At 42.4% G+C, this 25,961-nt stretch carries 24 protein-coding genes and 1 pseudogene; 7 read left to right on the forward strand and 18 right to left on the reverse strand.

The window, feature by feature from the left end; translation table 11 throughout:
- Positions 1-81 precede the first annotated feature (81 nt).
- From B3X18_RS10535 to B3X18_RS10555, 5 genes are all read right to left on the reverse strand, one after another.
- Entirely contained in the window at positions 82-267 is a 186-nt protein-coding gene (locus B3X18_RS10535) for a hypothetical protein (RefSeq protein WP_005019038.1), read from the reverse strand.
- Positions 264-1,808 (reverse strand): FAD-dependent monooxygenase, encoded by a 1,545-nt coding sequence (locus B3X18_RS10540; RefSeq protein ID WP_228133328.1) that lies wholly within the window; start codon positions 1,806-1,808, stop codon positions 264-266. The genes B3X18_RS10535 and B3X18_RS10540 overlap by 4 nt, the downstream gene beginning before the upstream one ends.
- A 3-nt stretch (positions 1,809-1,811) precedes the next feature.
- Positions 1,812-1,973 carry a hypothetical protein gene (locus tag B3X18_RS10545; protein WP_228133327.1) on the reverse strand — a complete coding sequence of 54 codons (162 nt, stop codon included), beginning with the start codon at positions 1,971-1,973 and terminating at the stop codon, positions 1,812-1,814.
- A 646-nt stretch (positions 1,974-2,619) separates the two neighbouring features.
- Entirely contained in the window at positions 2,620-4,008 is a 1,389-nt protein-coding gene (locus B3X18_RS10550; RefSeq protein WP_026443975.1) for an MFS transporter, read from the reverse strand.
- A 47-nt stretch (positions 4,009-4,055) separates the two neighbouring features.
- Positions 4,056-6,332 (reverse strand): cytochrome P450/oxidoreductase, encoded by a 2,277-nt coding sequence (locus B3X18_RS10555; protein WP_286935559.1) that lies wholly within the window; start codon positions 6,330-6,332, stop codon positions 4,056-4,058.
- A 159-nt stretch (positions 6,333-6,491) separates the two neighbouring features.
- Here B3X18_RS10555 and B3X18_RS10560 point away from each other — a divergent pair, with 159 nt between their 5' ends.
- A complete protein-coding gene (locus tag B3X18_RS10560; RefSeq protein ID WP_005019026.1) occupies positions 6,492-7,133 on the forward strand; it encodes a helix-turn-helix domain-containing protein in 642 nt (213 codons plus the stop codon).
- Positions 7,134-7,409: 276 nt separating this feature from the next.
- Positions 7,410-8,678: pseudogene (locus B3X18_RS10565) on the forward strand (MFS transporter).
- Between the two features lie 51 nt (positions 8,679-8,729).
- On the opposite strand, the gene B3X18_RS10570 reads toward B3X18_RS10565, so the two are convergent.
- Positions 8,730-9,227: a DUF2505 family protein gene (locus tag B3X18_RS10570; RefSeq protein ID WP_005027342.1), complete on the reverse strand. Its 498-nt coding sequence runs from the start codon at positions 9,225-9,227 to the stop codon at positions 8,730-8,732.
- A gap of 144 nt (positions 9,228-9,371) precedes the next feature.
- On the reverse strand, positions 9,372-9,659 hold the full coding sequence (locus tag B3X18_RS10575; RefSeq protein WP_005027344.1) for a hypothetical protein: 288 nt from the start codon (positions 9,657-9,659) through the stop codon (positions 9,372-9,374).
- A gap of 158 nt (positions 9,660-9,817) precedes the next feature.
- Here B3X18_RS10575 and B3X18_RS10580 point away from each other — a divergent pair, with 158 nt between their 5' ends.
- Complete coding sequence (locus B3X18_RS10580) at positions 9,818-10,192, forward strand: copper resistance protein NlpE N-terminal domain-containing protein (RefSeq protein WP_005027346.1); 375 nt, start codon at positions 9,818-9,820, stop codon at positions 10,190-10,192.
- A 116-nt stretch (positions 10,193-10,308) separates the two neighbouring features.
- Here B3X18_RS10580 and pnuC read toward each other — a convergent pair whose 3' ends face one another.
- The 5 genes from pnuC to B3X18_RS10605 form a co-directional block, all read right to left on the reverse strand.
- Positions 10,309-10,881 carry a nicotinamide riboside transporter PnuC gene (gene pnuC / locus B3X18_RS10585; RefSeq protein WP_005027348.1) on the reverse strand — a complete coding sequence of 191 codons (573 nt, stop codon included), beginning with the start codon at positions 10,879-10,881 and terminating at the stop codon, positions 10,309-10,311.
- Positions 10,882-11,006: 125 nt separating this feature from the next.
- Positions 11,007-11,348, reverse strand: coding sequence for an FKBP-type peptidyl-prolyl cis-trans isomerase (locus B3X18_RS10590; RefSeq protein ID WP_005019015.1), 342 nt, complete (start codon positions 11,346-11,348; stop codon positions 11,007-11,009).
- Positions 11,349-11,471: 123 nt separating this feature from the next.
- On the reverse strand, positions 11,472-12,095 hold the full coding sequence (locus tag B3X18_RS10595; protein ID WP_005019007.1) for an MgtC/SapB family protein: 624 nt from the start codon (positions 12,093-12,095) through the stop codon (positions 11,472-11,474).
- A gap of 102 nt (positions 12,096-12,197) precedes the next feature.
- Positions 12,198-12,728, reverse strand: a complete 531-nt coding sequence (locus tag B3X18_RS10600; protein WP_005019006.1) for a YaeQ family protein — start codon at positions 12,726-12,728, stop codon at positions 12,198-12,200.
- 93 nt (positions 12,729-12,821) lie between these two features.
- A complete protein-coding gene (locus B3X18_RS10605) occupies positions 12,822-13,844 on the reverse strand; it encodes a CobW family GTP-binding protein (RefSeq protein ID WP_005027351.1) in 1,023 nt (340 codons plus the stop codon).
- Positions 13,845-14,753: 909 nt separating this feature from the next.
- Between B3X18_RS10605 and B3X18_RS10610 the strand changes: the two genes are divergently transcribed.
- Entirely contained in the window at positions 14,754-14,984 is a 231-nt protein-coding gene (locus tag B3X18_RS10610; protein ID WP_005019002.1) for a hypothetical protein, read from the forward strand.
- Between the two features lie 182 nt (positions 14,985-15,166).
- Here B3X18_RS10610 and B3X18_RS10615 read toward each other — a convergent pair whose 3' ends face one another.
- The 4 genes from B3X18_RS10615 to betI form a co-directional block, all read right to left on the reverse strand.
- Positions 15,167-15,691 (reverse strand): acyl-CoA thioesterase, encoded by a 525-nt coding sequence (locus B3X18_RS10615; protein WP_005018999.1) that lies wholly within the window; start codon positions 15,689-15,691, stop codon positions 15,167-15,169.
- A 195-nt stretch (positions 15,692-15,886) separates the two neighbouring features.
- Entirely contained in the window at positions 15,887-17,542 is a 1,656-nt protein-coding gene (gene betA, locus B3X18_RS10620; protein WP_034675797.1) for a choline dehydrogenase, read from the reverse strand.
- 15 nt (positions 17,543-17,557) lie between these two features.
- Positions 17,558-19,033 (reverse strand): betaine-aldehyde dehydrogenase, encoded by a 1,476-nt coding sequence (betB, locus tag B3X18_RS10625; protein ID WP_005027357.1) that lies wholly within the window; start codon positions 19,031-19,033, stop codon positions 17,558-17,560.
- Between the two features lie 25 nt (positions 19,034-19,058).
- Positions 19,059-19,640 carry a transcriptional regulator BetI gene (betI, locus tag B3X18_RS10630; RefSeq protein WP_005018994.1) on the reverse strand — a complete coding sequence of 194 codons (582 nt, stop codon included), beginning with the start codon at positions 19,638-19,640 and terminating at the stop codon, positions 19,059-19,061.
- A 235-nt stretch (positions 19,641-19,875) separates the two neighbouring features.
- On the opposite strand from betI, the gene B3X18_RS10635 reads away from it, so the two are divergent.
- The 3 genes from B3X18_RS10635 (at position 19,876) to B3X18_RS10645 (ending at position 23,448) form a co-directional block, all read left to right on the forward strand.
- Positions 19,876-21,915 carry a choline transporter gene (locus B3X18_RS10635; protein ID WP_286935561.1) on the forward strand — a complete coding sequence of 680 codons (2,040 nt, stop codon included), beginning with the start codon at positions 19,876-19,878 and terminating at the stop codon, positions 21,913-21,915.
- A gap of 20 nt (positions 21,916-21,935) precedes the next feature.
- Positions 21,936-22,553, forward strand: coding sequence for a MarC family protein (locus tag B3X18_RS10640; protein ID WP_005018990.1), 618 nt, complete (start codon positions 21,936-21,938; stop codon positions 22,551-22,553).
- A gap of 208 nt (positions 22,554-22,761) precedes the next feature.
- On the forward strand, positions 22,762-23,448 hold the full coding sequence (locus B3X18_RS10645) for a pirin family protein (RefSeq protein ID WP_026443986.1): 687 nt from the start codon (positions 22,762-22,764) through the stop codon (positions 23,446-23,448).
- Positions 23,449-23,532: 84 nt separating this feature from the next.
- Here the strand turns inward: B3X18_RS10645 and B3X18_RS10650 are convergent, their stop codons facing one another.
- Together B3X18_RS10650 and B3X18_RS10655 are read right to left on the reverse strand one after the other, a co-directional pair.
- Positions 23,533-24,363: a copper resistance protein B gene (locus B3X18_RS10650; RefSeq protein WP_005027363.1), complete on the reverse strand. Its 831-nt coding sequence runs from the start codon at positions 24,361-24,363 to the stop codon at positions 23,533-23,535.
- Positions 24,350-25,961, reverse strand: a 1,612-nt coding sequence (locus B3X18_RS10655; RefSeq protein WP_286935564.1) for a copper resistance system multicopper oxidase, incomplete at its 5' end; no start/stop codon positions are given. The genes B3X18_RS10655 and B3X18_RS10650, both read right to left, overlap by 14 nt.

The following is a 25,961-nucleotide window of genomic DNA, read 5'->3' on the forward strand; positions in this document are numbered from 1 at the left end:
AATTAAAGATATTTTCAATACGAAATACAAGTACTTTTCATTTTTTCTTTCCGTATTTTAAAATACTTATAGAGTCAGATATTAATCTTCAAATACTTTCGCCTGGTTAATCAGTCTTAAAAATATAGTGCTGTCTTGAATCTGGTTTGCACTGAGTAAAGCCAGCTTGACCAGAAACAGCTCACGTTTTTCTGCATCCAGATGATCAATACTTTCTGCCAGATGGTCATATACCTGTTCCAGGTCTTCAATCCGAATATTACTCATGCTGCTACTCCTTTTGTTAGCTGACAAAACTGCTCAAAAGTTTGGGTAATGGCAGAGTTCCTATAATGCAGCCAGCGGCCATGAATATGATGATCAGGACGTATCAGGTAAATTGAACCACTTTGTGCAAAAAAATGTTCTGCTGCAAGTTCTGCAGTGATCTTTAAAGTCATCTCTGCGTTATGTACTGTCTGGCCATCCAGCGCAAGTGCAATAATCTGCACAGGAATAGCACAGGCTTGTAATGCTTTAATTTCAGTATAAAGACCGGCAGGAAGTTCGCCCTGCTCTGTGAAAACCAGAACGTTGAACTTACCATCGATCCGGTCATACAAAAATGAACCATCTACAGTTTTAACATTAGGAATCAAGGCACCATTTTCAGTCATTTCCTTCATGCTGGCATTGTCATCATTTTGACTGTTCAAAGGTGAATAGCTATAGGCATGTGGCCGTGATGTACGCCAATGATAGAGTGGACGTACAAATTCGTGTTCTAGCGATAAAGACAGTACTGCGTTACGTAGCAAGCGGTAGCCTTGGGTGGGTGGTGCCATAAAGCGGGTAGATTTCCCGGCCTCAGCAATAATCTCCCGCACTGCTCCAACCCGGTCGAAGGTATAACTTTCTAAAAGCTCGCGGGATGCCCAGCCTTGAATTACACCGGCCAGTTTCCATGACAGATCTTTGGCATCCTGAAAGCCGGTATTGGCACCACGCACGCCAAAAATTGGTAACAGATGTGCAGCATCACCAACAAATATAATGCGGTTATGTACATAATTATCGAGTGTTAACGCACGTGCCGAATAGACGGTACTCCAGTCCATTTCCCACTGTAAATGTTCCTGTCCAATCATTTTAAGCTGGTCATTGACAGCCTTGCTCAGATTTTCCGGTTTGAGTGCTTCTTCCGGACTGATACTTGGATCAAGCTGATAGTCAAAACGCCAGATATGATCTGGTTCGCGGTGCATGAGAATGGTATTGCCCGGGTTCCAGTCCGGTGAGAAAAAGGCCAAACGTTCGGTCGGATAGTCCAGCTTGATACGAATATCCGCAATAACAAAGCGGCCTTCATAGCTGGCGCCTTGCATCCGCAGCTTCATCTGTTCGCGTAATGCAGAGCGTCCTCCATCTGCTGCAACCACCCAGCTACTTTCATGCTGATATTCACCTTCTGGAGTATGGATGGTTAAAGTGACTGTTTCATCATTCTGTTCATGTGCAATGACCTTATTACCCCAGCGAATCTCAATATTATCCTGCTCATGTATGGTCTCAAGCAAGTAACTTTCCAACCAGTTCTGCTGCAGATTATTTAATGGTGCGAACTGATCATGTGAGCCAGATGGTGAAGCCATTCGAAAAACCACCTGTCCTTTATAAATAGAGTTGCCATGTGTCCACGGTAGGGCTTTTTGCATGATACGTTGGGCAGCGCCAGCAGACTGTAAGATTTCCATAGAGCGCCTGGTGTATACCAGTGCCCGGCTACCTTCAGATAACTGCTGTTCAGCAGACAGTAGAACGACCTGTATACCTTATCTGGCTAGCAGTAATGCTGTTGCCATACCAATTGGTCCTGCTCCTACAATAGTTACTGTACCTGTTTGGGCAACAGTCTTTTGCGGACTATGAAAGTAGGGATAAACCTGATAAGGATAATAGAGTGAATTTCTTGGCTGCGTTTCGGGAAAATGCATATTTGAACTCCTTGTCATGTTTTTTAACGCAGCATTGCTCAAACTGCGTGCTTTCTTCTATTTCTTCTAATAGTTTCTGCTTTTTCTTTCTATAGCATTTTTATGAGATTTATAGCATCTTCAAGAGCCCAATAAATTACGATAAACATAATTAAATTACTTTTACCGTAAAATATAATTTTTAGTATGCTAAGTTTTAGAGTAAAAATCAAGCATTTTAAAAGTCAATCAGGCCTACTACTAAAATCTATAAAAATATATATTTATCAAAAAATTAATATAATATTTTTTTAAATTTAAATAATCACAATCTGTTTTTATTGGTTGATTTTTCATTTATATAAAGGAGCAAATATTATAAGTATCATTCGATGACCGATATAAATAAATAAGTCTTTCAGGTCACATGATTTCCCATAAAACATAGCTAAGATTCAGATTCCTTGCTCATTCTCCCGTTAATTTTATATTGAACTGACCCCCTCATTTTAATTTCCAAAAATAATATGGCATTTTTAGAACTGAACAATCCGGTTTATCAGACAGTAAAATTGACCAGGCATAGAGTAGACATCTAGTACAAAAATTTATGATTTAGATCAATAAAATATAAAAAGCCTCCCATAGGAGGCTAGATAGCTTGCTATTATTTATGCCAGATAAATGGCGACTGATTCTGTTCTGTCTCATGATCTGCACCTAGTGGCATGCCGGTACGGTCCTTGAGTAAACAGATGGCTATAAGGGCAAAACTCGCCATCATCATTAAGTAAACAGTTACCAATGTGGTCGAATTTGAAACACTGATGAGCCAGGCTGCAATCAGGGGTGCGAATGCGCCGCCGATGATAGAACCAAGTGCATAAGTAATTGAGATTCCCGAAAAACGAATCGAGGCAGGGAATAATTCGGTATAAACAATTGCATTGATACCATGGGTAAAGCCAACACCCATTGACAGCAAAAACAGGGCAATAGCAATACCAGAGTAGGTTGCTGTATCGACCAGAGGGAATACTACAAAAGCCGCACCCAGCTGTAGTAATGCCCCTAGAATATACATTTTCTTACGCCCAAATCGGTCAGACAGGCTGGCAGAAATCCAAGTAAATGCAGCCCACACAATCGCAGATAACGTTACGAGCGTTAAAATAGTCGAGCGTTCCAGTGCAATCGGTCCGGCCGGGTTCGTTGTATAATTCTGGATGAAGCCCCCAGTCGTCATGTAACCCAGTGCGGTTGTTCCAGCACATAGTAGTGCCGCAAGCAGTACTGAAAGCTTATGATGCTTAAACAGGGTTTTAATCGGATGTGGATTGGCAGACTTACGTTGCTTGATTTCTTCAAATACTGGACTTTCGCCAATAGAACGACGTATCCAGTGGCCAATCAGCAGTAGCAACAAGCTAAGCAGAAATGGAATGCGCCAGCCCCACTCAACAAAGGCATCCCCTGGTGAGAACCAAGCTGTCATAATCACTAATACCAGAGAAGCCAGCAATAGCCCGAATGGAATACCTAGCTGCGGAAATGAACCAAAACGCCCGCGCTTATTTTCTGGTGCATGCTCAACAGCCATCAATACCGCTCCGCCCCATTCTCCACCAGCTGAAATTCCTTGTAGAATCCGCAAGATGATCAGGATAATAGGAGCTGCAATACCGATTGAGGCATAGGTAGGAAGCAGACCAATTAATGCCGTAGCACCACCCATCAATATAAGGGTAATTACCAGCATGGCACGACGCCCGAGTTTATCCCCATAGTGGCCGGCAATAAATGCACCTAAAGGACGAAATAAAAAGCTGATTCCAATAGAGGCAAATACCAGCAAATTGGCAACCACTGGTCCGGCAGGTGCAAAGAATAGCTGGTTAAAGACCAGGCCTGCCACTGCTGCATAAATAAAATAGTCATACCACTCGATTGTGGTTCCAATAATAGTGGCATAGGCAACTTTTTTGTCAGCCTGTGTATGAACCTGTTGAGGTATAGCATTGACATCCGTCAGCGCTACAGATTTAATCTGATCCATTTTAGTTTTCCTTTTATCATTTTCCCTGAATTTGTTGTTATTACCATTTAAAGCTTGAGTTTGAGTTTTCCTTTTCCTCGTGAACAGCAACTGATTACCGATTTCATTCCGTCACGCTCGGCTCGGGTCAACACCTTATCGCGATGATCAATTTCACCTTCTTCAACCGGAAGCTGGCAGCTTCCACACAAACCCTCGGTACAGTCAAAGCTGACATCAATTCCTTTGTCCAGCAAACAGTCCAATAAGGTCTGGTCCCGGGCTACTGTCAGTGTTAAACCGCTATCCAGTAGTTCAACTTCAAAGTCGGTATCATTTTCATATAAAAAGAGGTTCTTCCCTGAACCAAAATGCTCGACCGTGAGCTGAACCTGTGACAAGTCTTCGATATAGTTGGTCAAGGTATCAAGTAATGCTTCCGGACCACAGGCACAAACCTGTGTACCGGCAGGCAGCGCTGACAAGAGCTGTTGCAGGTCTATCCGTTTACCTTCAGAAGAAATATAGAGTTCGGCAGCACTACCATGCGCAGCAACTTCCTTAAGTAATGCCATACTAGCCCGCTGGCGTGAAAGATAAATTAGCCAGTAAGGGCGCCCCTGTTCACGTAAGCTATTAGCCATGCTCAGAATAGGAGTAATACCTATCCCCCCTGCGATCAGCACATACTGGCTCGCCTGTAAATTTAATTTAAAAAAGTTTTTGGGTCCCTTAATGTAGATCTGTTCCCCTGCTTTTAAATACTGATGAATCCATTGTGAACCACCCCGGCTTTCCTGCTCTCTCTTTACAGCAATCGTATAAAATTGATCAGTCGCTAAACCGCATAGAGAGTACTTACGGCTCAGGCCATTAGGCAATACCAGTTCAATATGTGAACCGGCACTCCAGCGTGGTAATTCTTCACCGTGTATAGCAGCCAGCTCAATACGTATAATATCTTCTGCTTCAGGATAAACTGCCTGGACACGTACCGGGCGGGTCATGGCCTTGAGATCAGGCGCTCCAATAGGAAAACTGGTAATTTGTCTGGCAGTTTGTTCTGGCTGGGCATGCCACTCAGCCCACAAGGCCTCTGGTCCTCTGAACGAGGTATTGGCCAGATAGGTAAATTCCTGCTCGCAGAGTTTCAGGTCTGGTATACGGCGTGACAGTTCTTCAATGAAAATACACATTTCCATACGGCCGATATTCTTACCCATACACTGGTGTGCACCATAACCGAATGTCAGATGCTCAATAGCATTATCACGATAAATATCCAGCTCATCGGCATTTTCAAAATGCAATTCATCATGATTAGCAGAAGCCGACACCAAAAACAATTTATCGCCTTTCTTAAACTTGACTCCACTGACTTCACTCTCGGTAGTGACCTGTCTGCGCCAGGCCACTACAGAACCTGAATGCCGTAAACACTCCTCGACTGCACCCGGAATCAGCTGTGGATTATCACAGATTTTTTTCCACACTTTCCGGTCAGCTAAAAGTAGTTTTAATGCATTGGCAGAGGCTAGTGCGGTAGTTTCATGGGCGGCAACCATAATAGCCATCATCATTGAATGCAGATAATTGTCTGTCACCACCTCTGGCATTACACGATTTTTAGCAATCATGTCATACATCCAGCCTTTACCTTCTGGATGATTTTTCATTTTCTCCAGCACACGGCCAGAGTATTCCCAGAATTGTCCTACTCCCTCGGCAACCTCCAACTGCTGTTCTAATGTTGGACTTCCCCAGGTATTAACGGTATGAGCAACTGCAAATTTACGTAGTTCCTGCATGTCATCTTCAGGTACGCCCAAAAAGTGTAACGCTACCATTAAGGGTATTTCCCATAGCATTTCCTGTACCAGATCTGCCCGCCCCTTATAAATAAATCCGTCGACTTTCTTCCTGACTAGTTCTCTAACGAAATGTTGGTGCTCTTCAAGATTCTGTGGTGTAAAAGCATCCATTAAAGCACGACGCCGTTCCATGTGTACCGGTTCATCTTCATTTACCAGTGTACGATTCATACTATAATTATATTTTTCGAGAATTTTTAATGCTTCAGGGCAAGAGGGTGTCAGTTTCTCGAGTGCATTACATGCAGAAAAGGTAATAGGATCACGAAAAATTGCTTTGACATCTTCATAACGGGTCACAATCCAGTAACCCATCGCTTCAGAGAAAAAAATCGGGAGTTGTGCACGAAACTCCTTCAGAGCCAATGCAGGGTCTTGCTGATATGGCACTGCAAACATGTCAAAGTTTTTACCCTTCTGTTGTAACTCGGCATGAAAAGGGCATTGCCCATGCATAGGTACTTTTACGTTCATCCTGAACTTCCTGTTCTATTATCGTACATTATGTTCTAATATAGTAAAAGAATAAATAATGAGCAGACATGTTGTCAATTGGCTAAAATATCTTTTTGCAATTGTTTACTATTTAAGACAGACCCAAATCCGGGTTGACCAAGCGGAGTAGAAAAAGAATTGGAGACCTTACAGACGCTGGAACGGGGCATTCATGCATTAGAACTGATTGCCAGACATCAAGGCCAGTTGACCGTAGCGCAGCTGGCTGAACTATTAGAGATTAACCGGACTATTGCCTACCGTATTACCCGGACCTTAACTCATTTAGGTTATATTAAAACCAATGAAAATCTGGGGTTGGAGCTCAGCAGCAAGATTCAGGATTTATATCACTGCTATGAAATGACGATTCCATCTAATAGCCAGCAGATTCTGAATAGTCTGTCTAATCGGACTCAAGCCAGTGCATCGCTAGTAATTGCTGAAGGATCAGACTGTGTAGTAGTTAAAACCGCATCGACTGGTTCTTCTTATTTACGTATTAATTATCAGCTGGGTTCACGGCATCCGATTGGTACAGCTGCAGCTGGTATTGCAATTGCTACAACCTATCCGCCTCAACCGGAGGAAAAAGAAGAAATCAGGTTAGCCCGCCAGCTTGGTTATGGTTATTCTGAAGGTCGGCTGCAATCTGGAGCCGTAGGCCTGTTTATGCCAATTCCAGAGCGGCATATGGCTATTGGAATTGTCAGTATTGGAGAAGTTAATAAAGAAGCCGTTTTAGAGGCCTTAAATGATGCGGTACGGGCTTTAAACTAAGCCCCCCTGTTCAAGCATAGTATTATCTTTATTTATTTTACCCAGAAGCTGGCTTAAAGAATATTTTAATAATTTTCGTTAGCAGGCTAAAGTTAAAAATAAAGATGCTATGCTCACAGTGTTCGACTTAATAGAAAAGTAAACTAAAATTACTCTTGGCCCATGGAGCTGGCATATAAAATTTTGTTAACTATGCTTTAAAAAAGATTGATTAATCATCTAATTAACATTTTATTACAATCAGTTAAATTTAATATATTTTATGGAATTCAATGCATGGAAGCACATTCAGGTTTAAGTGCGCAGGATAAACGTACCCTTGGATTATCATCCTTGGGGGGCGCACTCGAATTTTATGATTTTGTCATTTATGTTTTTTACGCCAAAATTATTTCAGAGCTATTCTTTCCAAGTGGCCTGAGTCCTTTTTGGGCTATGCTGAATACTTATGGAATTTTTGCAGCCGGTTATTTTTTCAGGCCCTTAGGGGGCGTAGTTATGGCTCATTTTGGCGATCTGGTAGGACGCAAACGTCTCTTTAGTTTATCTATCTTGCTGATGGCATTGCCAACTTAAGTCATTGGCCTGATGCCTACTTTTGAAAGTATTGGCTATGCTGCCCCTTTATTATTACTTCTAATGCGGGTAGTACAAGGTATTGCAATTGGTGGAGAAATACCGGCTGCCTGGACTTTTGTATCAGAACATGTGCCTGAGAAAAAGATTGGCTTTGCTAATGGCCTGTTAACCGCCGGACTTTCACTGGGAATTCTACTTGGTGCCCTGATGTCACTATTTATTTCCCTTAAATTTAGTGAAGCGCAGATTCATGACTGGGCATGGCGCATTCCATTTATTATTGGTGGTGTATTTGGACTGGTTGCTTTATATCTGCGGTCTTACTTGAAAGAGACACCCATTTTTAAAGCCATGCAGGCACGTAAAGAACTGTCTAAAGAGTTACCGGTCAAGCAGGTGCTCGCTCGCCACAAAACAGCAGTTGTTATTGGCATGATGTTTACCTGGTTTTTAACTGGTTGTGTAGTGGTACTGATTTTAGCAATGCCTAACTTGCTTACCGGCGCTTTCGGTATTGAACGCTCAGATGCCTTTACCATGCAAAGTGCTGCTATTATCATGCAGATGGCAGGCTGTATTCTGGCGGGACTTTTGGCTGACCGTTTTGGTGCCGGAAAAGTTATTCTGATCGGTTCATTCTGCGTCGCTGCGATTGCAGGAATTTTTTATACCAGTCTGGGTCATGTGTCACAGTCAACCATTTTTATATTGTATATGCTGCTCGGACTGTTCTCAGGTACGGTCGGTATGGTGTCTTACAGTATGGTCAGAATGTTCCCTGCCCAGATTCGTTTTTCGGGAATTTCATTTTCTTATAATGTCGCTTATGCAATTGCAGGTGGCCTGACCCTGCCACTGGTACAGTGGCTGAGCCTCTACAGTAAAATTGGTGCAATGTACTATATTTGGGTGGTATGTCTGGTGGCATTTTTTACTGCCATAATTTACAGATCAAAATTTGAATAAGTCTGTTGTCCCTCATTCTTTTTAAGTTAAATGAATGAGGGACAAGCACCCCTAGGCCTGCAAGTTCTTTCTGAGCTCATCTTCTACAATTTCTATTTCGATATCGCTAAACTTGCGGATTTCACCTTCAGCATGTTTCTCCAGCATTCCACCGATTAATGGCACTTTTACTTTGACCTGCCAGTCCAGTTTTATATGAATCTGCTGGTCATCACCAGTTACACTACGGTCACAACTTGCCTCCAGTGGCAGGTTGGCGCCAAGTGCCACTGTCGAGGTTAGTGCTTCAAGATTGGTAATATCTGTACGTCTCAGACGAAAAGCATCTTTTAATAATTTTTTGGCAATGTCTGGAATATTGACATCCAGATTATAAGCACGCTTGAGTGTATAAATCCCCTGATCAATCCTGGATTCCAGAATTTCCAGCTTATCCCCCGGAATACGTCTACAGACTTTTTCATGCAGTGAAGTATCGGCACTCAGCCGTTTAAAATCACTCAGAGAAACACCTGGAATAGTGGCATAAACAGTAAAACGATGTGCCATGATTTAATCCTTTCTTTTTTATTGTAGACTCTGTCGCAAAGTGATCCATTCAAATTGCGCTGTTAAACCCTTTTAATTATTAAACAGGGTTAAAACATTATAATGGTTCAATTAAATCCTGATTCTTCAGATCTGTCATTGACTTTAATAATACTGATCTTTCCGACTGATGCCAGAACATACTGTATTTTGTCCGGTACAGGTCATATTTAAAGTATATTGCCGATATTCAATTATGGCATAAAATTCTTCGGCTCCATCGTCAAGCCCGCTTGCAAACCAGACCGTACCTTTAGGAAACTCTGCCAGCCATACTGCCTTGTAAAAATCAGAAATTGAATCAAATTGCAGATAACGCTCAGGCTCATTCATGATTTTCTCTGCAACCCGAAAAAATTGCTGTTCCTGAGTTTGAATAAAATCAATCAACATATTACTTCTACTTACGACATTAAATGAGTCTGGTACTCATTATATAAACCTTCTTTAAGCTAGACTGCATAATTGTGCTGTTAAAATGATTTAACAGGTGAAGTTTAAAAAGAAGTTATATAACATTATAACAATTTAATACTTCTTTCCGGTAAGCCATGAAAAAAGCACTTCTGACCTCTTTTGTTGCAGCAAGTATTTCTTTTGGCTGTTCCAACCAGACGACTGAACCTGAACAGAAGACCTCTGCGGTTAAAACCGACCAAGGCCAGACAAGCGATCCCAAACTGCAAGCCTGGGTTGGGAAATATGAAGGAATAATCCCCTGCGCTACTTGTATTTCACGTTGTGAAGGCTGTGACAGTATGGGCGTAGACCTTGAACTGCATCCTGATATGAGTTTTAAACTGGTGCGCACCAGCTATAGCACTCAAAGTGCTGCCGAGGTCTACACCGGATATTTTGAATTTTTAGATGGTGATAAACTTAAAATTCAGCTAAATGAAGTAAAAGACCGTAATATTCTGGTATAGGGGGCAGATTATACCGAAATTATAGATACTAAATCCGGCCAGCCCTATGCAGCTTATCCAGATTTTCAGCTGGAAAAGATTAGCAGCTAGACAAGAGTTTAACAGTCAAACAGTACTTAGCTGGCTTGTAGCTGTTTTTGTTCAATCTGTTTCCATTGCCACCAGCCAAATAAAGCCAGCCCGACAAATCCTGCATATAAACCTGCTGTCAGCAGCAAATCTTTATAGATGAACATTCCGACATAAATAATATCAATCCACACCCAGAGCATCCAGGTAGCAATATATCTACGACTGGTCCAGTATGTAGCAAGCAAACTAAAGGCAGCCAGCTGCGCATCTAGCAATGGAACAGCAGCATCTGTCCAGTATTTTAAAGTCAGTCCGAGTAGCAGCCCTAAAACTGCTGAGAGTAAAAGCTGTAATATTACCAGCTGCCTGGCAATAGAAATGATCTTGATTTCATGACTCTGCTGATGATCTGTCCACCAATGGTACAAACCATAAAAATTCATAATTATAAATATTCCCTGTAAAAGGGTTTCTCCGTACAGCTTAAATTCAAAAAACAAGTAAGCATATAAGGCACATGCCACAATATTAAAGCCCCAACAGAGTATATTTCGCTGAATGGTAAGAGCTACTCCTATCACACTCATCAGAACAGCAAAGATTTCTAAGGGGGTCATGGTATTTTTCCTATAGGAAAAGGACTATTTTTATTTAACACGGTAAAATCCGCAAATCATCTGTTTAAGCACAACCAAATAAAAAGCCCGCTACCGGGCTTTTTAAAAGCTCTTAAAGACCGCAGTTATTCATCACGGGTTTTCACATCAAATAATTCAATTTCGAATATCAGGTTCGAATTAGCCGGAATAATTTTGCCCATTTTTCGCTCTCCATAGGCTAAATGTGCGGGAACCAGCAATTTACGTTTTCCACCTACCTTCATACCCATAATACCTTGATCCCAGCCTTTAATGACTCGGCCCGTACCAATCACACATTCAAAGTAATTACCACGATCAATCGATGAGTCAAATTTTGTTCCGTCTTCCAGCCAGCCAGTATAATGGGTGGTAATCAGTGCGCCTTTTACTGCTTCCTTACCAGAGCCCACTTTCAAATCTATAATTTCCAGTTCATTGGACATTTAATACACTCTAAATCGTCATATTGCATTTATTATAACTGAAACTTGGTCAGTCTTTTTCCGAGTTCATGCTTTTTGAAGACAAGTTGGAATTCAGAATATTTTGAAAGGCTAGAATTTTATCTAGAAACTTAAACGTTTAATCCGCGGGTCCTGACTCAGTTCTTCAACCAATAAATTATGTCGCTGGCGTTTACCACTTATATTCCAGTGCAAAATAATTTCATCGGACTTTAGAACCTGCAATACATGCTTGGCCTTCAAGCCATACTGCTTAAAGAGCTGCTCATAATAATGTGATAATCCCTGCTCATAATGACAAATCATTTTATAGTCACGGATTAAATTGAATTCTTCTACCAGTTTTTCAAGGTAGGTTAACAGGCTTAAGATCACCAGTACCAGTATGGTGCCATACAGGCCTAAAGCAATATAGCCTGCGCCAATTGCCATGCCTAAAGCCGCGACCATCCAGATAGTGGTCGCGGTAGTAATACCCGAAATACGGTTTTCATCTTTAAAAATAACGCCAGCACAGAGAAAACCCAGTCCAGTCAAAATATTTGCAGCAATACGGTCATCACTAACCTCCCCAATTTGCCGAGACAATATGGTAAACAGGCAGGAAGCCATACTGACCATAATCATAGTACGTAGGCCGGCGGTCTTATTTTTATATTCCCGTTCCAGCCCGATGACTGCGCCTATTGCTGCGGCACATAACAAATAATAGAGTTCACTGTCCATAGCGCGAAGAATCTTGCTTTTATATTAAACATGATCTAAACAACAGGTCCTGAATGAGGCAAGCCTTTTTAATAAATTTCCATCATGAATAAAACACTTCTATTACTTGAGTTGTTGCCACTCAATTACAGCTTGTGCATGGTTACCAATTAAGGTCCATTCACCATCCATTACATTGAGCTGTAGTTGCATGGTTCGTTCACACAAGGCTTGTAACGCCTCAGTAGAAGCCTCAGAAATCTGCCATACTTCGACATTATCCAAAGTTTTTATCTTGCTGTTCTTTTTCCACCAGTCCGACACCTGGCTGCCATAGGCTATAATGGCGACCTGCTTGCAGCGTGAACTGGCTTTTTTAACTTTATCTTCATCCGGACAGCCTACCTCAATCCATTTTTCCAATTGCCCCGTTAAGTCCTTTTGCCACAAGGCTGGCTCATTGGTCTCAAACAGGTCTTTGGTAAACTCAAGCTGCTCATCAGCAAACCGAGCAAAAGCAGCAATACGTACCATCAAGCGTTCAATGGTTTCAGATGGATGCAAAGCCAGAGTCAGTTGATGGTCACTGTACTGGTGTGTATCCATATTGGCAATATTCAGGTCTGCCTTATATATTGTTGCTTTTAACGCCATAACGGTATCTTCATCATAAAAGTATAAATGGCGCCAAGCATAGCAAAAAAATAGGTCTATTTATTTTAAGTAATGGCCATCTCAAGGAAAATTTTAAATCTGGCTATTTTCCTCGGCTATATTTAACTGTGCAGCCAAAAGGCTCATCTCAAAATTTTCCCAATTACGATTTTCATCTGTAATTATCTCTATCCGGTTATCTATCCCTTCTTCACCTGACTTGTAATTCAGCTGTTGCGGATTGAAGTTAAAATAGATCCAGCCCTGATCAGTATTAAAGATCCCTTTGATTCTCAGCCAGTTTTCGGTTGTACAAAACAGATCCAGCAAAGCATAAAAATCAAATTGCCAGCGCTTAGGTAATTTCCAGCCCGCTACACTATAACCTTGTGCAGTTTCTACATAATGATAAGGTAACTTTTTAATTGGTTCTTCACTCAGCAGTGCTGTTTGTAAACGCTGTACTTTAAGCAAAGGCTGTAACTTGCGCTGTATACCCTGATACAGCAAATCAATTTCTGCCAGATCAAGCTGCCCCTGTTCGGCCATTATCCAGTCTTGGCCATAGGCCGCATATTCCTTTTTGAGCTGTTCTAAAGCCTCCCCATCAGCAAAACTCATCAGATCACCATGTGAAACCACTATGATTTGTGCGGCTTTAAGCTGATCCTGATAAAGGTTTTGGCTTACCCACTCCTGTTCGTGTAAACGTGAACCATCCAGCACTGTCACCAGAGCACGAACGGTAAGCGTCTGTTGCCAATGAGGCTCAGTAAGCTGTTCGAGTAACTGGGCCGGATGTCCAAGCCCAGTAGGTTCAATAAATAGCCGGTCTGGCTTGGTTTCAGATAACAGTCTTGAAAGAGCAATCTGCATAGGAAGCTGGCTGCTACAGCATAAACACCCTCCCAGCAGCTCCTTTATTGCGTACCCCTGCTGCTGAGGTAACAGTTGTTGGTCAACTCCGATCTGACCAAATTCGTTCATTAAAATAGCCCAGGTTTCATGCTTTGGTTTCTGCCTCAACAGATGTTGTAACAGTGTGGTTTTTCCTGCACCTAGAAAACCGGAAATAATGTGGGTTGGTATTGCGGCTGGTGTCTGAATCAACTTCACGAAAATTACTCTGCTTAATGAAAATAGTAGACAAGGGATCTCAATTTTATACTGGTGACCTATTCATACCATAGGTTCAGTTTTTACTTGGACTTGCATTGAAATCTGAACATAAACAAATTATTCAGGCTTAATCTTACTCTTATAAAGCTTGCGAAATCTTTTTAATTTAAGTTTTTACTTTTTAACTGCTCTCCGCCATGTATCTATTCAAATAATCCTCTTTCAAATTTATTTTTCTTTACTATATACAGATGGAAAAATAATTTTCAAAAACACCGTACTACTGTTTTAAAATTCTGAACCATTCTATAGCTGTGTTTTGTTGACCAGATTTATGTGATTTTAAGAGTTTTAGGCTCATATTAAATATAAATGATGAACATAATAATTTTTATTTGCTTACATTTAAGATCAATTTTTAATCAATTTAATTTAAATATAGTTTATTTTCTCAAGATATAAGATTTTTACTGGATTTTTATAATAATTTTTAGAAAAATAAAGAAAGAACCTTAAATTAAGCAAATTATTGAATTGTTTAATAAATTTAATTTCTATGATTGTTAAATTTTATTGATTTATAAAAAATATAAGGAATAACCAATCATTGCTATAAAAATATATCACCTCTATTGTGTATTTAGGTTAATTTATTGATCAAATATTAATCTAATTTACATGATTTTATACATTTTAGTATGATTTATCATTTAATTTTTTACATTAAACTTACATTAAATCCTTAATTGTGTTTTGAGTGTAACCGTAAAGTTACGCTTTGTATGAATTATTGCAGGCTCAGAAAAGGGAACATAGCATGACATCCAACCCAGAAGTCCTGAACATATACACTGTTGAGGGATATGTACTGGGTTCTTTATTGTTTACAAATAGAAGGATGCCAATATGAAACTTGTTAAAACATTACTTGCTACTACTCTTGCTCTAACTGCTGCTACCAGCTTTGCTGCAACTGCTAAAGATCAGTCAGCTACTGAAGAAAAAGTGGTTGTTTCAACTCAGGAACAACCAACTGCTGCTGGTACAGAAAGTGCAGCTGCTCAACCTACAACTGCTCAGCCTGCATCTGAAAGTGCTGCTGAAGAAGCTAAAGATTCTGTTGCTCAGCCACAGTAATTTTATGTTTTAGTGACATCATTTTTTTAAAGCTGTATAAAAGTTTTAAAGAAATAGGTCAAGCCTTGCTGCGGCTTGGCCTTTTGCTTTTTAGTACATTATGATTGAAATATATTTATTTAAGTTTAAATAAGAGATATAAAAAATGATCGCCGGAGCGATCATCTGGTAAATATATTGGCTTAACTTGGGGATGTTGTCTTTTTATAAATACTGCAAGAAGGATGATGATGCTCTTGCAGGCGTAGCACCTTACGCTGTTCAGCAGCTTCAAAGCGGCAACGTTTCCAGTCATTGTTCAAATTCAGTGGTGGAACCTGACGTGGTTTACCCTGCTCATCTACGGCAACCATAGTAAAATAACAGCTATTGGTATGGCGCACTGTACGCTTTTGAATATTCTGTGCTTCTACCCGTATGCCAATTTCCATTGAAGTACGGCCTACATGGTTTACGCTGGCCAGAAAAGTCACTAGCTCACCAACATGAATGGGTTCTTTAAAATTTACCTTATCTACAGACAGCGTCACCACATAACTTCCTGAATAGCGGCTGGCACAAGCATATGCCACCTGATCCAGTAGCTTCAGAATCGTTCCTCCGTGGACATTACCCGAAAAGTTAGCCATATCAGGCGTCATCAGGACAGACATTGTAAGTTCAGATTGATCATCTGTAGCAGGAACGACTTGATCTAATGGTGACATTGTCTCTTTGTCTCATCTATAACTGGGATATTTAAGGGACATTATTATATCGCTTTTCACTGAAAAAACATGTTCAAAGCGGCAAATCACCTGTAACAATAAAATAAGTTATTTAGAAACATATTAATAGAAGCTTTAAGGCTTTTAATGAGTACATCTGCCTGAATAGAAAGGCCGGCAGATGCCGGCTTTTGTTTAACTTGCCCGATAAAATGGGGCTTGTGATTTGGGTAAAGAGGGCCGGTTACGAATCCGGTCAGCCAGTTTTTCTGCAATCATGATGGTGGTTGCATTCAGATTCCCAGTCATAATTACGGGCATGATAGACGCATCAACTACTCTTAAACCATTTATGCCGTGAACACGGCCCTGACCATCAACTACAGCCATATCATCTTCACCCATTTTACAGCTACAGGAGGGATGATAAGCTGTTTCTGCATGATTACGCACAAATTCATCCAGTTCAGCATCAGATTGTAAGTTTTTACCCGGGCTAATCTCCTCCCCACGATATGCATCTAATGCGGGCTGATGCATAATTTCTCGGGTGATACGGATTGCATCACGAAATTCTCGCCAGTCCTGCTCAGTACTCATGTAATTGAACAGGATACTCGGATGCTCAAATGGGTCTCTGGATTTAAGCTTGATCCGGCCCCGTGAAGGTGAACGCATAGAACCAACATGGGCCTGAAAGCCATGTTCTTTCACCGGATTAGAACCATTATAGTTAATGGCAACCGGCAAGAAATGATACTGGATATTGGGCCATGTAAATTCATCTGAACTGCGAATGAAACCACCTGCTTCAAACTGATTGCTGGCTCCAATACCTTTTCCTAAAAACAGCCACTCGACACCAATTGCCGGCTGATTATGCCACTTTAACGCAGGATAAAGTGAGACCGGTTTTTTGCATCTGTATTGCAGGTACATTTCCAGATGGTCCTGCAAGTTCTCGCCCACCCCAGGCAAGTCATGTACTACCGGTATATCCATTGACTTCAAAAAAGTACTTTGTCCGATGCCTGAGCGCTGTAAGATTTGCGGTGAAGCAATAGCTCCTGCACACAGTAACACTTCATTTCTAGCATATACCTGATGTAGTTGAGCAGTATTTGCACCTTGAATATATTCAACGCCAATAGCACGTTTGCCCTGAAATAAGATTTTGTTAGTCGTGGCATGAGTCAGGATCGTGAGGTTCGAACGGCCCTTCGCCATATCCAGGTAGCCACGCGCTGTACTGGAACGTCGGCCTTGCGGTGTTACAGTACGATCCATAGGGCCAAAACCTTCCTGCTGGTAGCCGTTCAAATCATCAGTACGTGGATAACCAGCCTGTACCCCTGCCTCAACCATAGCATGAAATAACTCATTATTGCCCTGTTTAGGGGTGGCTACAGAAACGGGACCCGAATCTCCATGATAATCATTGCCACCAATATCACGTGTCTCTGCTTTTTTATAGTAGGGCAGACAGTCAGCATAGCTCCAGTCTTCTAAACCTTTAAAGCTGGCCCACTGTTCCAGATCCATGGCATTACCCCGGATATAACACATGCCATTAATAAGTGAAGAGCCACCTAGACCTTTACCGCGGCCACATTCCATACGGCGGTTATTCATATGAGGCTCAGGGTCAGTCTGATAAGCCCAGTTGTAACGACGACCCTGCAAAGGATAAGCCAGAGCAGCCGGCATCTGGGTACGAAAATCCAGACGGTGATCCGGTCCACCTGCCTCTAGCAAAAGAACACTGGTCTGCGCATCTTCAGTTAAGCGTGCTGCCAGTACGTTACCTGCGGAGCCGGCACCGATAATGATGTAGTCATATTTTTTCTGCACAGTATCCTCTCCTGATCAGGCTTTGAAAATAGACTGAAATGGTTGCAGTTCTACCTGTACCGATTTGAGCTGGGTATAATTTTGCAGGGTCTGGATACCATTCTCACGGCCTACACCAGACTGTTTGTATCCTCCAACAGGCATTTGTGCAGGCGATTCTCCCCACGTATTGATCCAGCAGATTCCGGCTTCAAGTTGATGAATCATTCGATGTGCCTGTGCCAGATCTGAACTTACTACTCCCGCGGCAAGTCCGTAATGGGTATCGTTAGCGCGCTGAATGACTTCTTCTTCATTCTCATAATTCAAGATACTCATGACCGGCCCGAAAATTTCCTGCTGCACAACCTCCATCTCGTCATGACAGTCAGTAAAAATAGTGGGTGCAACGAAAGCACCTTTGGCCAGTTCATTTGCAGTAAGCCGATGCCCCCCAGTTAATACACGTGCACCCTGCTGCTTACCGCGCTCAATAAAGTCCAAGACTTTCTGCATATGAGGAAAACTGGCAAGCGGACCAAAATTGGTATCAGGTTTCAAGGGATCTCCTATCCGGATATATGGAATCCGCTCCAGAAGCTTTGTTTCAAAAGCTGACTGTAACTTTTTAGGAATAAATACCCGAGTACCGTTAGTACACACCTGACCTGAACTGAAAAAGTTTGCCATCATCGCGATATCGGCAGCCAGATTCAGATCGGCATTTTCACAAATAATCAGAGGTGATTTCCCACCCAGTTCCATCGTTACATCTTTTAAAGAAGAACCTGCTGCTGATGCCATAACTTTCTTGCCGGTTTCTACCCCACCGGTAAACGAGATTTTCTGAATATCAGGATGTTCCGTCAGATACTGCCCGATTTCTCCCGCACCAGTTACAACATTAAAGACACCGGCTGGCACGCCAGCCTCAGTATAAATTTCAGCCAGTTTCAGGGTCGTCAGTGGTGTAGTTTCACTGGCCTTAAATACCATTGCATTTCCGGCAGCTAAAGCTGGGGCAGATTTCCATAAGGCAATCTGAATTGGATAATTCCAAGCCCCAATCCCTGCTACCACCCCTAATGGTTCACGGCGGGTGTAGGCAAATGAACCCTCACGCAATGGAATCTGCTGCCCTTCAAGCATCGGTAAAATTCCAGCATAATATTCAAGTACATCAGCTCCAGTCACGATATCGACCGTTGAAGTTTCACTATATGCCTTGCCACTGTCGAGGCTCTCAAGCACTGCAAGCTCATCATTACGTTCACGTAAGATGCTGACTGCTCTTGCCAAAATACGTGAACGTTCAATCAAGCTCATAGCTGCCCAGATTTTCTGACCGTTTTGTGCAGAAACAACTGCCCGGTCAATATCATCTTTGGTACAGACTTGAACCTCTGCCAGAACTTCACCATTGGCCGGGTTAATGGTCTTAAAAACATCAGGAGAAGAACTGTCTGTAAATTGTCCGTGGATGTATGGACGTTGCAGATTGAACTTCGACATGAGAAATCTCCTTTTGTTGTGATTCTTAATATACAAGCTTGTGATCGATGTATTGCTCACAGATCCGGATGGTTTCATCGATCCTGAGCGGTGTCTGGCTTAATGCGCCGCGTAACCAAAAACCATCGATCAGTGCAGCAAGTCCGAGAGCTGCATCTTCGGCCTGTTTTTCATCCAGACACTTGCAAAATTCGTGTTTAAGGCTGGAATACAGCCATTGCTCATTGACTTGCTGTAATTCATGTAAATCCGGTTGATATAAGCTAACCGACCAAAAAGCCAGCCAGGTTTTCATGGCAGCCTGATTTATCTGTGAGGGCGAAAAATTGCCCCGCACAATGGCCATAAGCCGGGCTTTGGGAGAAGCTTCTGTCTGGCTTAATGCCTGTGCCACTGCAGTTTCCAGCTGCGCCAGCAAATACTGCATGGTGGCAAAAATAAGACCATGCTTGTCTTTAAAGTAATGACTGATAATACCGGTCGATACACCTGCTCTTTTGGCAATCTGGGAGATTGAAGCCTCAGCAAGGCCTAACTCGTTAATAGCTTCCAGTGTGGCATCAATCAGTTGTTGGCGACGAATCGGTTGCATTCCAACTTTAGGCATCGGTCTTATCTTCCAAAATACAGAACAAATGTGAACTGCTACATATTTTATCTTTATTTTTATTGAACGTTCAATTAAAAAAACCTATAGTTTTATAGCAAAGATGTACAGCACACTTTATTTTTGGACTCGTTGTAGCTTTAAAACCAAGCTATTTACTTAAAAAAACTGTTTAAAAAAGAATAAAGTGTACTGTAAATCCGAAATTTACATATTCTTTGGAATCTCGAGATTTATGGCGAATAAAACAGTCGGGCAGCCGAGGGACAGCCTGAACAAGGTGGTCTTTTACGTTTCTGCTTCACTCATTCTACTGTTCTCTACTATTACTATTTTATTTAATGAACAGGCAAATTATGTTATTACAGCTGTACTAAATTGGGTATCCAGTACATTTAGCTGGTATTACCTCCTCGCAGCTACCTTGTATATGGTCTTTGTTATTTTTATTGCCTGTTCACGTTATGGCAATATTAAACTTGGACCCAAGCATTCAAAGCCGGAATTCAGTCTGCTCAGCTGGTCAGCAATGCTGTTCTCTGCCGGAATCGGTATCGATCTGATGTTTTTTTCAGTGGCTGAACCACTGTCACACTATATTAATCCACCAGTAGGTACGGGCGAAACTTATGCAGCTGCGCGGCAGAGTATGGTCTGGACCATGTTTCACTATGGCTTGACTGGCTGGTGTATGTATGCCCTGATCGGTATGTCACTGGCGTATTTCAGCTATCGCTATAATTTGCCTTTAACCATTCGCTCTGCGCTTTATCCCATCTTTGGTAAAAGAATTAATGGTGCCTTGGGTCATACGGTCGATACGGCTGCGGTACTGGGAACAATTTTTGGTATAGCTACCACTTGTGGTATTGGTGTTGTACAGCTTAACTATGGCTTACACGTACTTCTTGGCCTGCCAGAGCATTTATGGGTCCAAACTCTGCTAATTTTAGTGGCTGTAATCATCTGTATTATCTCGGTCACCTCTGGTGTAAATAAAGGTTTGCGGATACTTTCCGAAGTCAATATTTATGTGTCAGTGGGTTTGCTTATTTTTATATTGCTGTTGGGTAATACACAGTTCCTGCTGAATGCCCTGATTCAAAATTTCGGCGATTATCTTAGCCAGTTTCCAAAACTTACTTTAGAGAGTTTTGCCTTTGAACAGCCAACAGAGTGGATGCAGAGCTGGACACTGTTTTTCTGGGCCTGGTGGGTGGCATGGTCTCCTTTTGTGGGTCTATTTCTGGCACGTATTTCCCGAGGGCGCACCATCCGTGAATTCGTCTGTGGCACCCTGATCATTCCTTTGCTGTTTACCATGACATGGCTATCCATCTTTGGTAACAGCGCCCTTCATAGTGTAATTTTTGAAGGCAATATTCAGCTTGCCGAGACAGTAATTGCCAACCCGGCCCATGGTTTTTATGATCTGCTGGCCCAGTATCCGGGCTTTCCATTTATTGCTTCAGTGGCCACTATTACTGGTCTCCTATTCTATGTGACTTCAGCCGATTCAGGGGCGCTGGTGCTGGGGAACTTTACAACGAAATTTACCCACATTGACCATGATTCACCCCGCTGGCTCAGCATTTTCTGGTCAGTTGCGATTGGCCTGCTTACGCTGGCAATGCTGATGGCAAACGGTATTACAGCCCTACAAAATGCCACTATTATTATGGGACTGCCCTTTAGCTTTGTAATTTTTCTGGTTATGGCCGGTTTATATAAATCATTACGTCTGGAAGATTTCCGGCAAGCCAGTACCAGTATGAACGCCGCTCCTGTGGTGGGCAATGTCGATATTTTTAACTGGAAAAAACGTCTGAACCGGGTTATGCACCATCCGGGAACTACCGAAACCAAGCGTATGCTGGATGAGGTCTGTTTGCCTGCCATGCAGGCTGTAGCAGATGAACTGATGAAACGGGGTGTTGAAGCCAGTGTAGAACAAAAACTGCTTGAAGATGAACTGCCGCTTTATCATCTGGATATTATTATTCATTTAGAACAGGAACAGAATTTTATTTATCAGATCTGGCCGATACGCTACATCACACCCAACTTTAGTGAACGTGGCAAACGTGGTAAACGCCACTATTACCGTCTGGAAAGCTATCTCTATGAAGGTTCCCAAGGAAATGACCTGGTTGGTTACAGTCGCGAACAGGTGATTAACGATATTCTGGATAAATATGAACGTCATATGATGTTCCTGCACATTAACCGGATTAGTCCGGGTACACGGCCACTTTTCCCAGATCCAGATGGTTAAACTCAATACGGATGACTCCAATGAACCCAGATGCAATCCATTCATTTGCCCTGTTCTTTTCACTGCTCAATCCTTTCCTGATGAGCATTTATATGCTGGGAATTATCCGCACCTCTGAGGCAAAAACGTTTAATACAGCGCTGATTACAGGCAGTCTGATCAGTTTCATGGTTTTTCTGCTTTTTGCCTGGGGTGGTGAAACGGTATTTAACCAGTACCTACATGTGCGTTTTGAATCTTTCCAGATTTTTGGTGGCCTGATCTTCTTAGTAATTGGCTATCGGTATGTTTTTGAAGGTGCAGAAACTATCGGCGTTATGCGTGGAGCACCCGAGCATTTGGCCGGCACAATTGCCATGCCCTTTATGATCGGGCCAGGGACCATCAGTGCAGCAGTCATTACCGGTATGAAAATGTCTATACTAGAGACAGCGGCAGTCATTGCATTTACCCTGTTACTTAGTTGTAGCCTGCTGATCCTGATGAAATATGCACATGATCATTTACAGAAACGCTCGACCCGTTATGTAGATATGTACACTGCAATTGTCGGACGGCTGGCTGCCTTACTCATTGGTACAATTGCAATTGATATGGTGATTACTGGTGTAGTAGGAATCTGGACAGACATGGTTTAAATACCAATTATTTTGGCAGGTAATTTTCAGCTAATTTACTGTGCCTTTTAATAGAAAAACCAGAATTTTTAATTGAGTGTATGGAAAGATACAGATCAGCTCTTATCGTTCTAAAAATGCTACGTTTCGTTATAGCTATACGGGTTTATCGCGCCACTAAAAACAATAAAATAGATAACAGATAGAACAGATATATAGAGGTGTCAAAATGAATGCTTATTTACACCGCAGTGAAAACCGGGGTCATGTGCAGGCAGGCTGGCTCGACACAAGATACAGCTTTTCCTTTGGTCAGTGGTATGATCCAAAATACATGGGTGTCAGTGCATTACGTGTTATCAATGACGACCGGATTGCGGCCCATAACGGCTTTGGTACGCATTCCCATGACAATATGGAAATTTTAACCTGTGTCCTGTCTGGAACTATTTCTCATCGCGACAGTATGGGTAATGAAGGCCAGATTCATGCCGGTGAATGGCAACTCATGAGTGCAGGCCACGGCGTTCAGCACAGTGAAATCAATAATCATGATGAGCCCGTACATCTGCTCCAGATCTGGATTCATCCTAATATCAAAAATGCTGAGCCAAATTATCAACAGATCAGTCTGGACCCGGGCAAATATCCGGACCAGTGGCATCTGATTGCCGGACCAGAAGCAAATGCACCAATGCACATACGCCAAGATGCAGAGGTTAAAACTGCTGTCTTGCAAAAAGATGCTTCTCTAGAGATTGCTGCAAAGCATAAGATCAACTATGTTCATGTAATTGAAGGCTGTGTGCAAATTGGTGAATATACCGTAAATGCCGGTGATGCTTTAGTTTTCGAAGCTGAAACTGAAGTTAAAGCCCTAGCAGACAGCCGCATGATCTGGTTTGATTTACCTTAACTTTTTAAAGTCATAATTAAAAAAAAAGGAAGGGCTTGCCCTTCCTTTTTTTTAAATATTACAAGTTCATAAACTTCTATCTATTTAAAAAATCAGTTTCAGACCAAGTCCGTACTGCCAGTCTTTTTCTGACGAGGTTTCTTGCTGCCAAACTGTAGCTTCACGCCCTTTCTCATAGGCATAAGCCACATCAATAAAAGGCATGACTCGCTTATTAATTTCATAACGGGTCTGCACACCCAGTTGCAAACTGGATAAACCTTTTTTACGCGCATACTTTGAATCATCACTTAACACCAGCTCTGACTCAACATAAGGTTGTAAAATCAGCTTTTGCGTTACTAGCAGATCACGCTCACTCTTCAAGTTAAAAGAGAGTTGCTGGTCTTTTCCAGCATACAGATAGGCATCTGTTTCAAAGAAATAGGGCGCCAGACCATGCAATCCAAGCATGGCGTCTAGCTGCTCCTGCTGTTCTGGTTGCCGCTCTGTGTAGCGGTAACGCACACCGGTCTGCACGTCCCAGAAGTCGGAAATAGCCCGGCTATACAAAGCGGCAATATCATAATCTGTCTGTTCTGACTCAGCCTTATGAATATGACCTTTTATAAACAGCCTGTTCTCATCTGTTCCGATTCGGCTTTCAAGTTCGGTTTTTAGTGTTCCCTGTCCATCCGGATTCCAGATCCAACGATGCTCAAGTTCAGTACGTTGAAAAATTTGTCCACCATGTTCACGTATATGGTTGGCATGAGCTTGTGCTTCTGAAGTTACCCTCATGGTTTTCTGCGTTGTAACAGATTGCTGCTGTAACTTGTCCTGATGGTCATGCAAAGTTTCAGCAAGGCTTATATTGCTTAAAAGCAAAATACCACTACCAATTAGCAGACGATTACATAACTTAGTGATGTGCATGCCCAGCTCCTTGTGACGAGTGACTTGCTGCTGGCGTATGAGTTGCTGATCCAACTTGGGCTACTACCAGTTTATTCATCATACCGGCACTCATGTGATAAAGCAGATGACAATGAATCGCCCATTCACCCAACTCATCGGCGGTGAGTAAAGCCGTGACGGTCTGGCCTGGCGGTACAATCACAGTGTGCTTATTCGGCATGTTTGCCAGCGGCTGACCATTTTCCAACTGCATAAACATGCCATGCAAATGCATCGGATGGGCCATCATGCTGTCATTGATAAATTTTAGCCGGATACGCTCACCATATTTCACCTGTAAAGGCTCAGCCTCAGTAAATTTCTTACCATTCATAGTCCAGACATAGCGCTCCATATTCCCCCCCAGACGGATGACCAGCTCCTGTTCAGGCTGACGCTGGTCAGATTGAGGATTTAAGGATTTTAAGTCTGCATAAGTGAGTGCTTTATGTCCTGCAGGGGTCGAGGCATTAGCCCAGCCATAGACCGGTGTAGTGGTACTTTGTGATAATCTTTGCTCCGTTATATCCGACATAGTCCGCTGTTCTGCTGCTTCCTGTTTTTTTGATGAAGTCATCATTTTGGAATGATCCATGGCAGCATGGTCTGTGCCCGGTACGGGCATTTGGGAATGTATCTCACCCTGAGCGTCGCTATTGCTCATATGTCCGGCATGCTGATTGGCCATATCATTATTATGGCCGCCATGTTGCATCCCCATATCAGCCATGGTCAGCAAGGCACGTGGTTTGGCATCAGGCTGCCGGGTTGCGGGCCGGGCAGAATCCGCCTGATCATGCAATGAGGCAAGTGCAAAGCCGGTACGATCAATTGATTCGGCCTCAATCTGGTAATGACTATCTTTGGGCTCGACAATTGCATCATAGGTTTCGGCTGTACCAATTCGGAACTCATCTACAGGTACTGGCTGAACTGGCTGCCCATCTGCACTCACTACATGCATTTTCAGGCCCGGGATTCGGATATCAAAAAAGGACATGGCTGAGGCATTGATAAAACGTAAGCGGACCTTCTCGCCTGATTTAAACAGACCTGTCCAGTTCTGCTTTGGTGTCTTGCCGTTAACCAGAAAAGTATAACCTGTGACATCCGATAAATCGGTTTTTAGCATGCGCATCCGGTTCCACATAGAACGGTCTTTCCAGGTAGCTGACCAACCTTCACGTTTTACCTGCTGCCAGATATCACCTAGGGTTTCACGCCGGTTCTGATAATATTCTGCTGATTTCTTCAGGTTATTTAGAATCTGGTCACTCTTGCTCTGGTGAAAGTCGGATAGCATCACTACGTAATCACGCTCTGCCTGTTCATGCTTGGCAGCAGGCCGGTGATCTTTGGGATAGACTACAAATGCCCCATATAGGCCATCCTGCTCCTGTCCCTTACTGTGTGCATGGTACCAATAAGTTCCATTCTGACGAATTTTGAAACGGTATTCAAAATGACCACCCGGTTTAATACCCTGAAATCCATTAAAGCTAGGTACACCATCCATTAAAGCCGGCAATAACAATCCATGCCAGTGTAAGGAAGAGTGGCAGAGTAAAACTTGAAGT

Origin of the sequence: Acinetobacter sp. UBA6571 (assembly GCF_002434085.1) — a bacterium.
In the GTDB taxonomy this organism is placed as follows: Bacteria; Pseudomonadota; Gammaproteobacteria; order Pseudomonadales; family Moraxellaceae; genus Acinetobacter; species Acinetobacter radioresistens.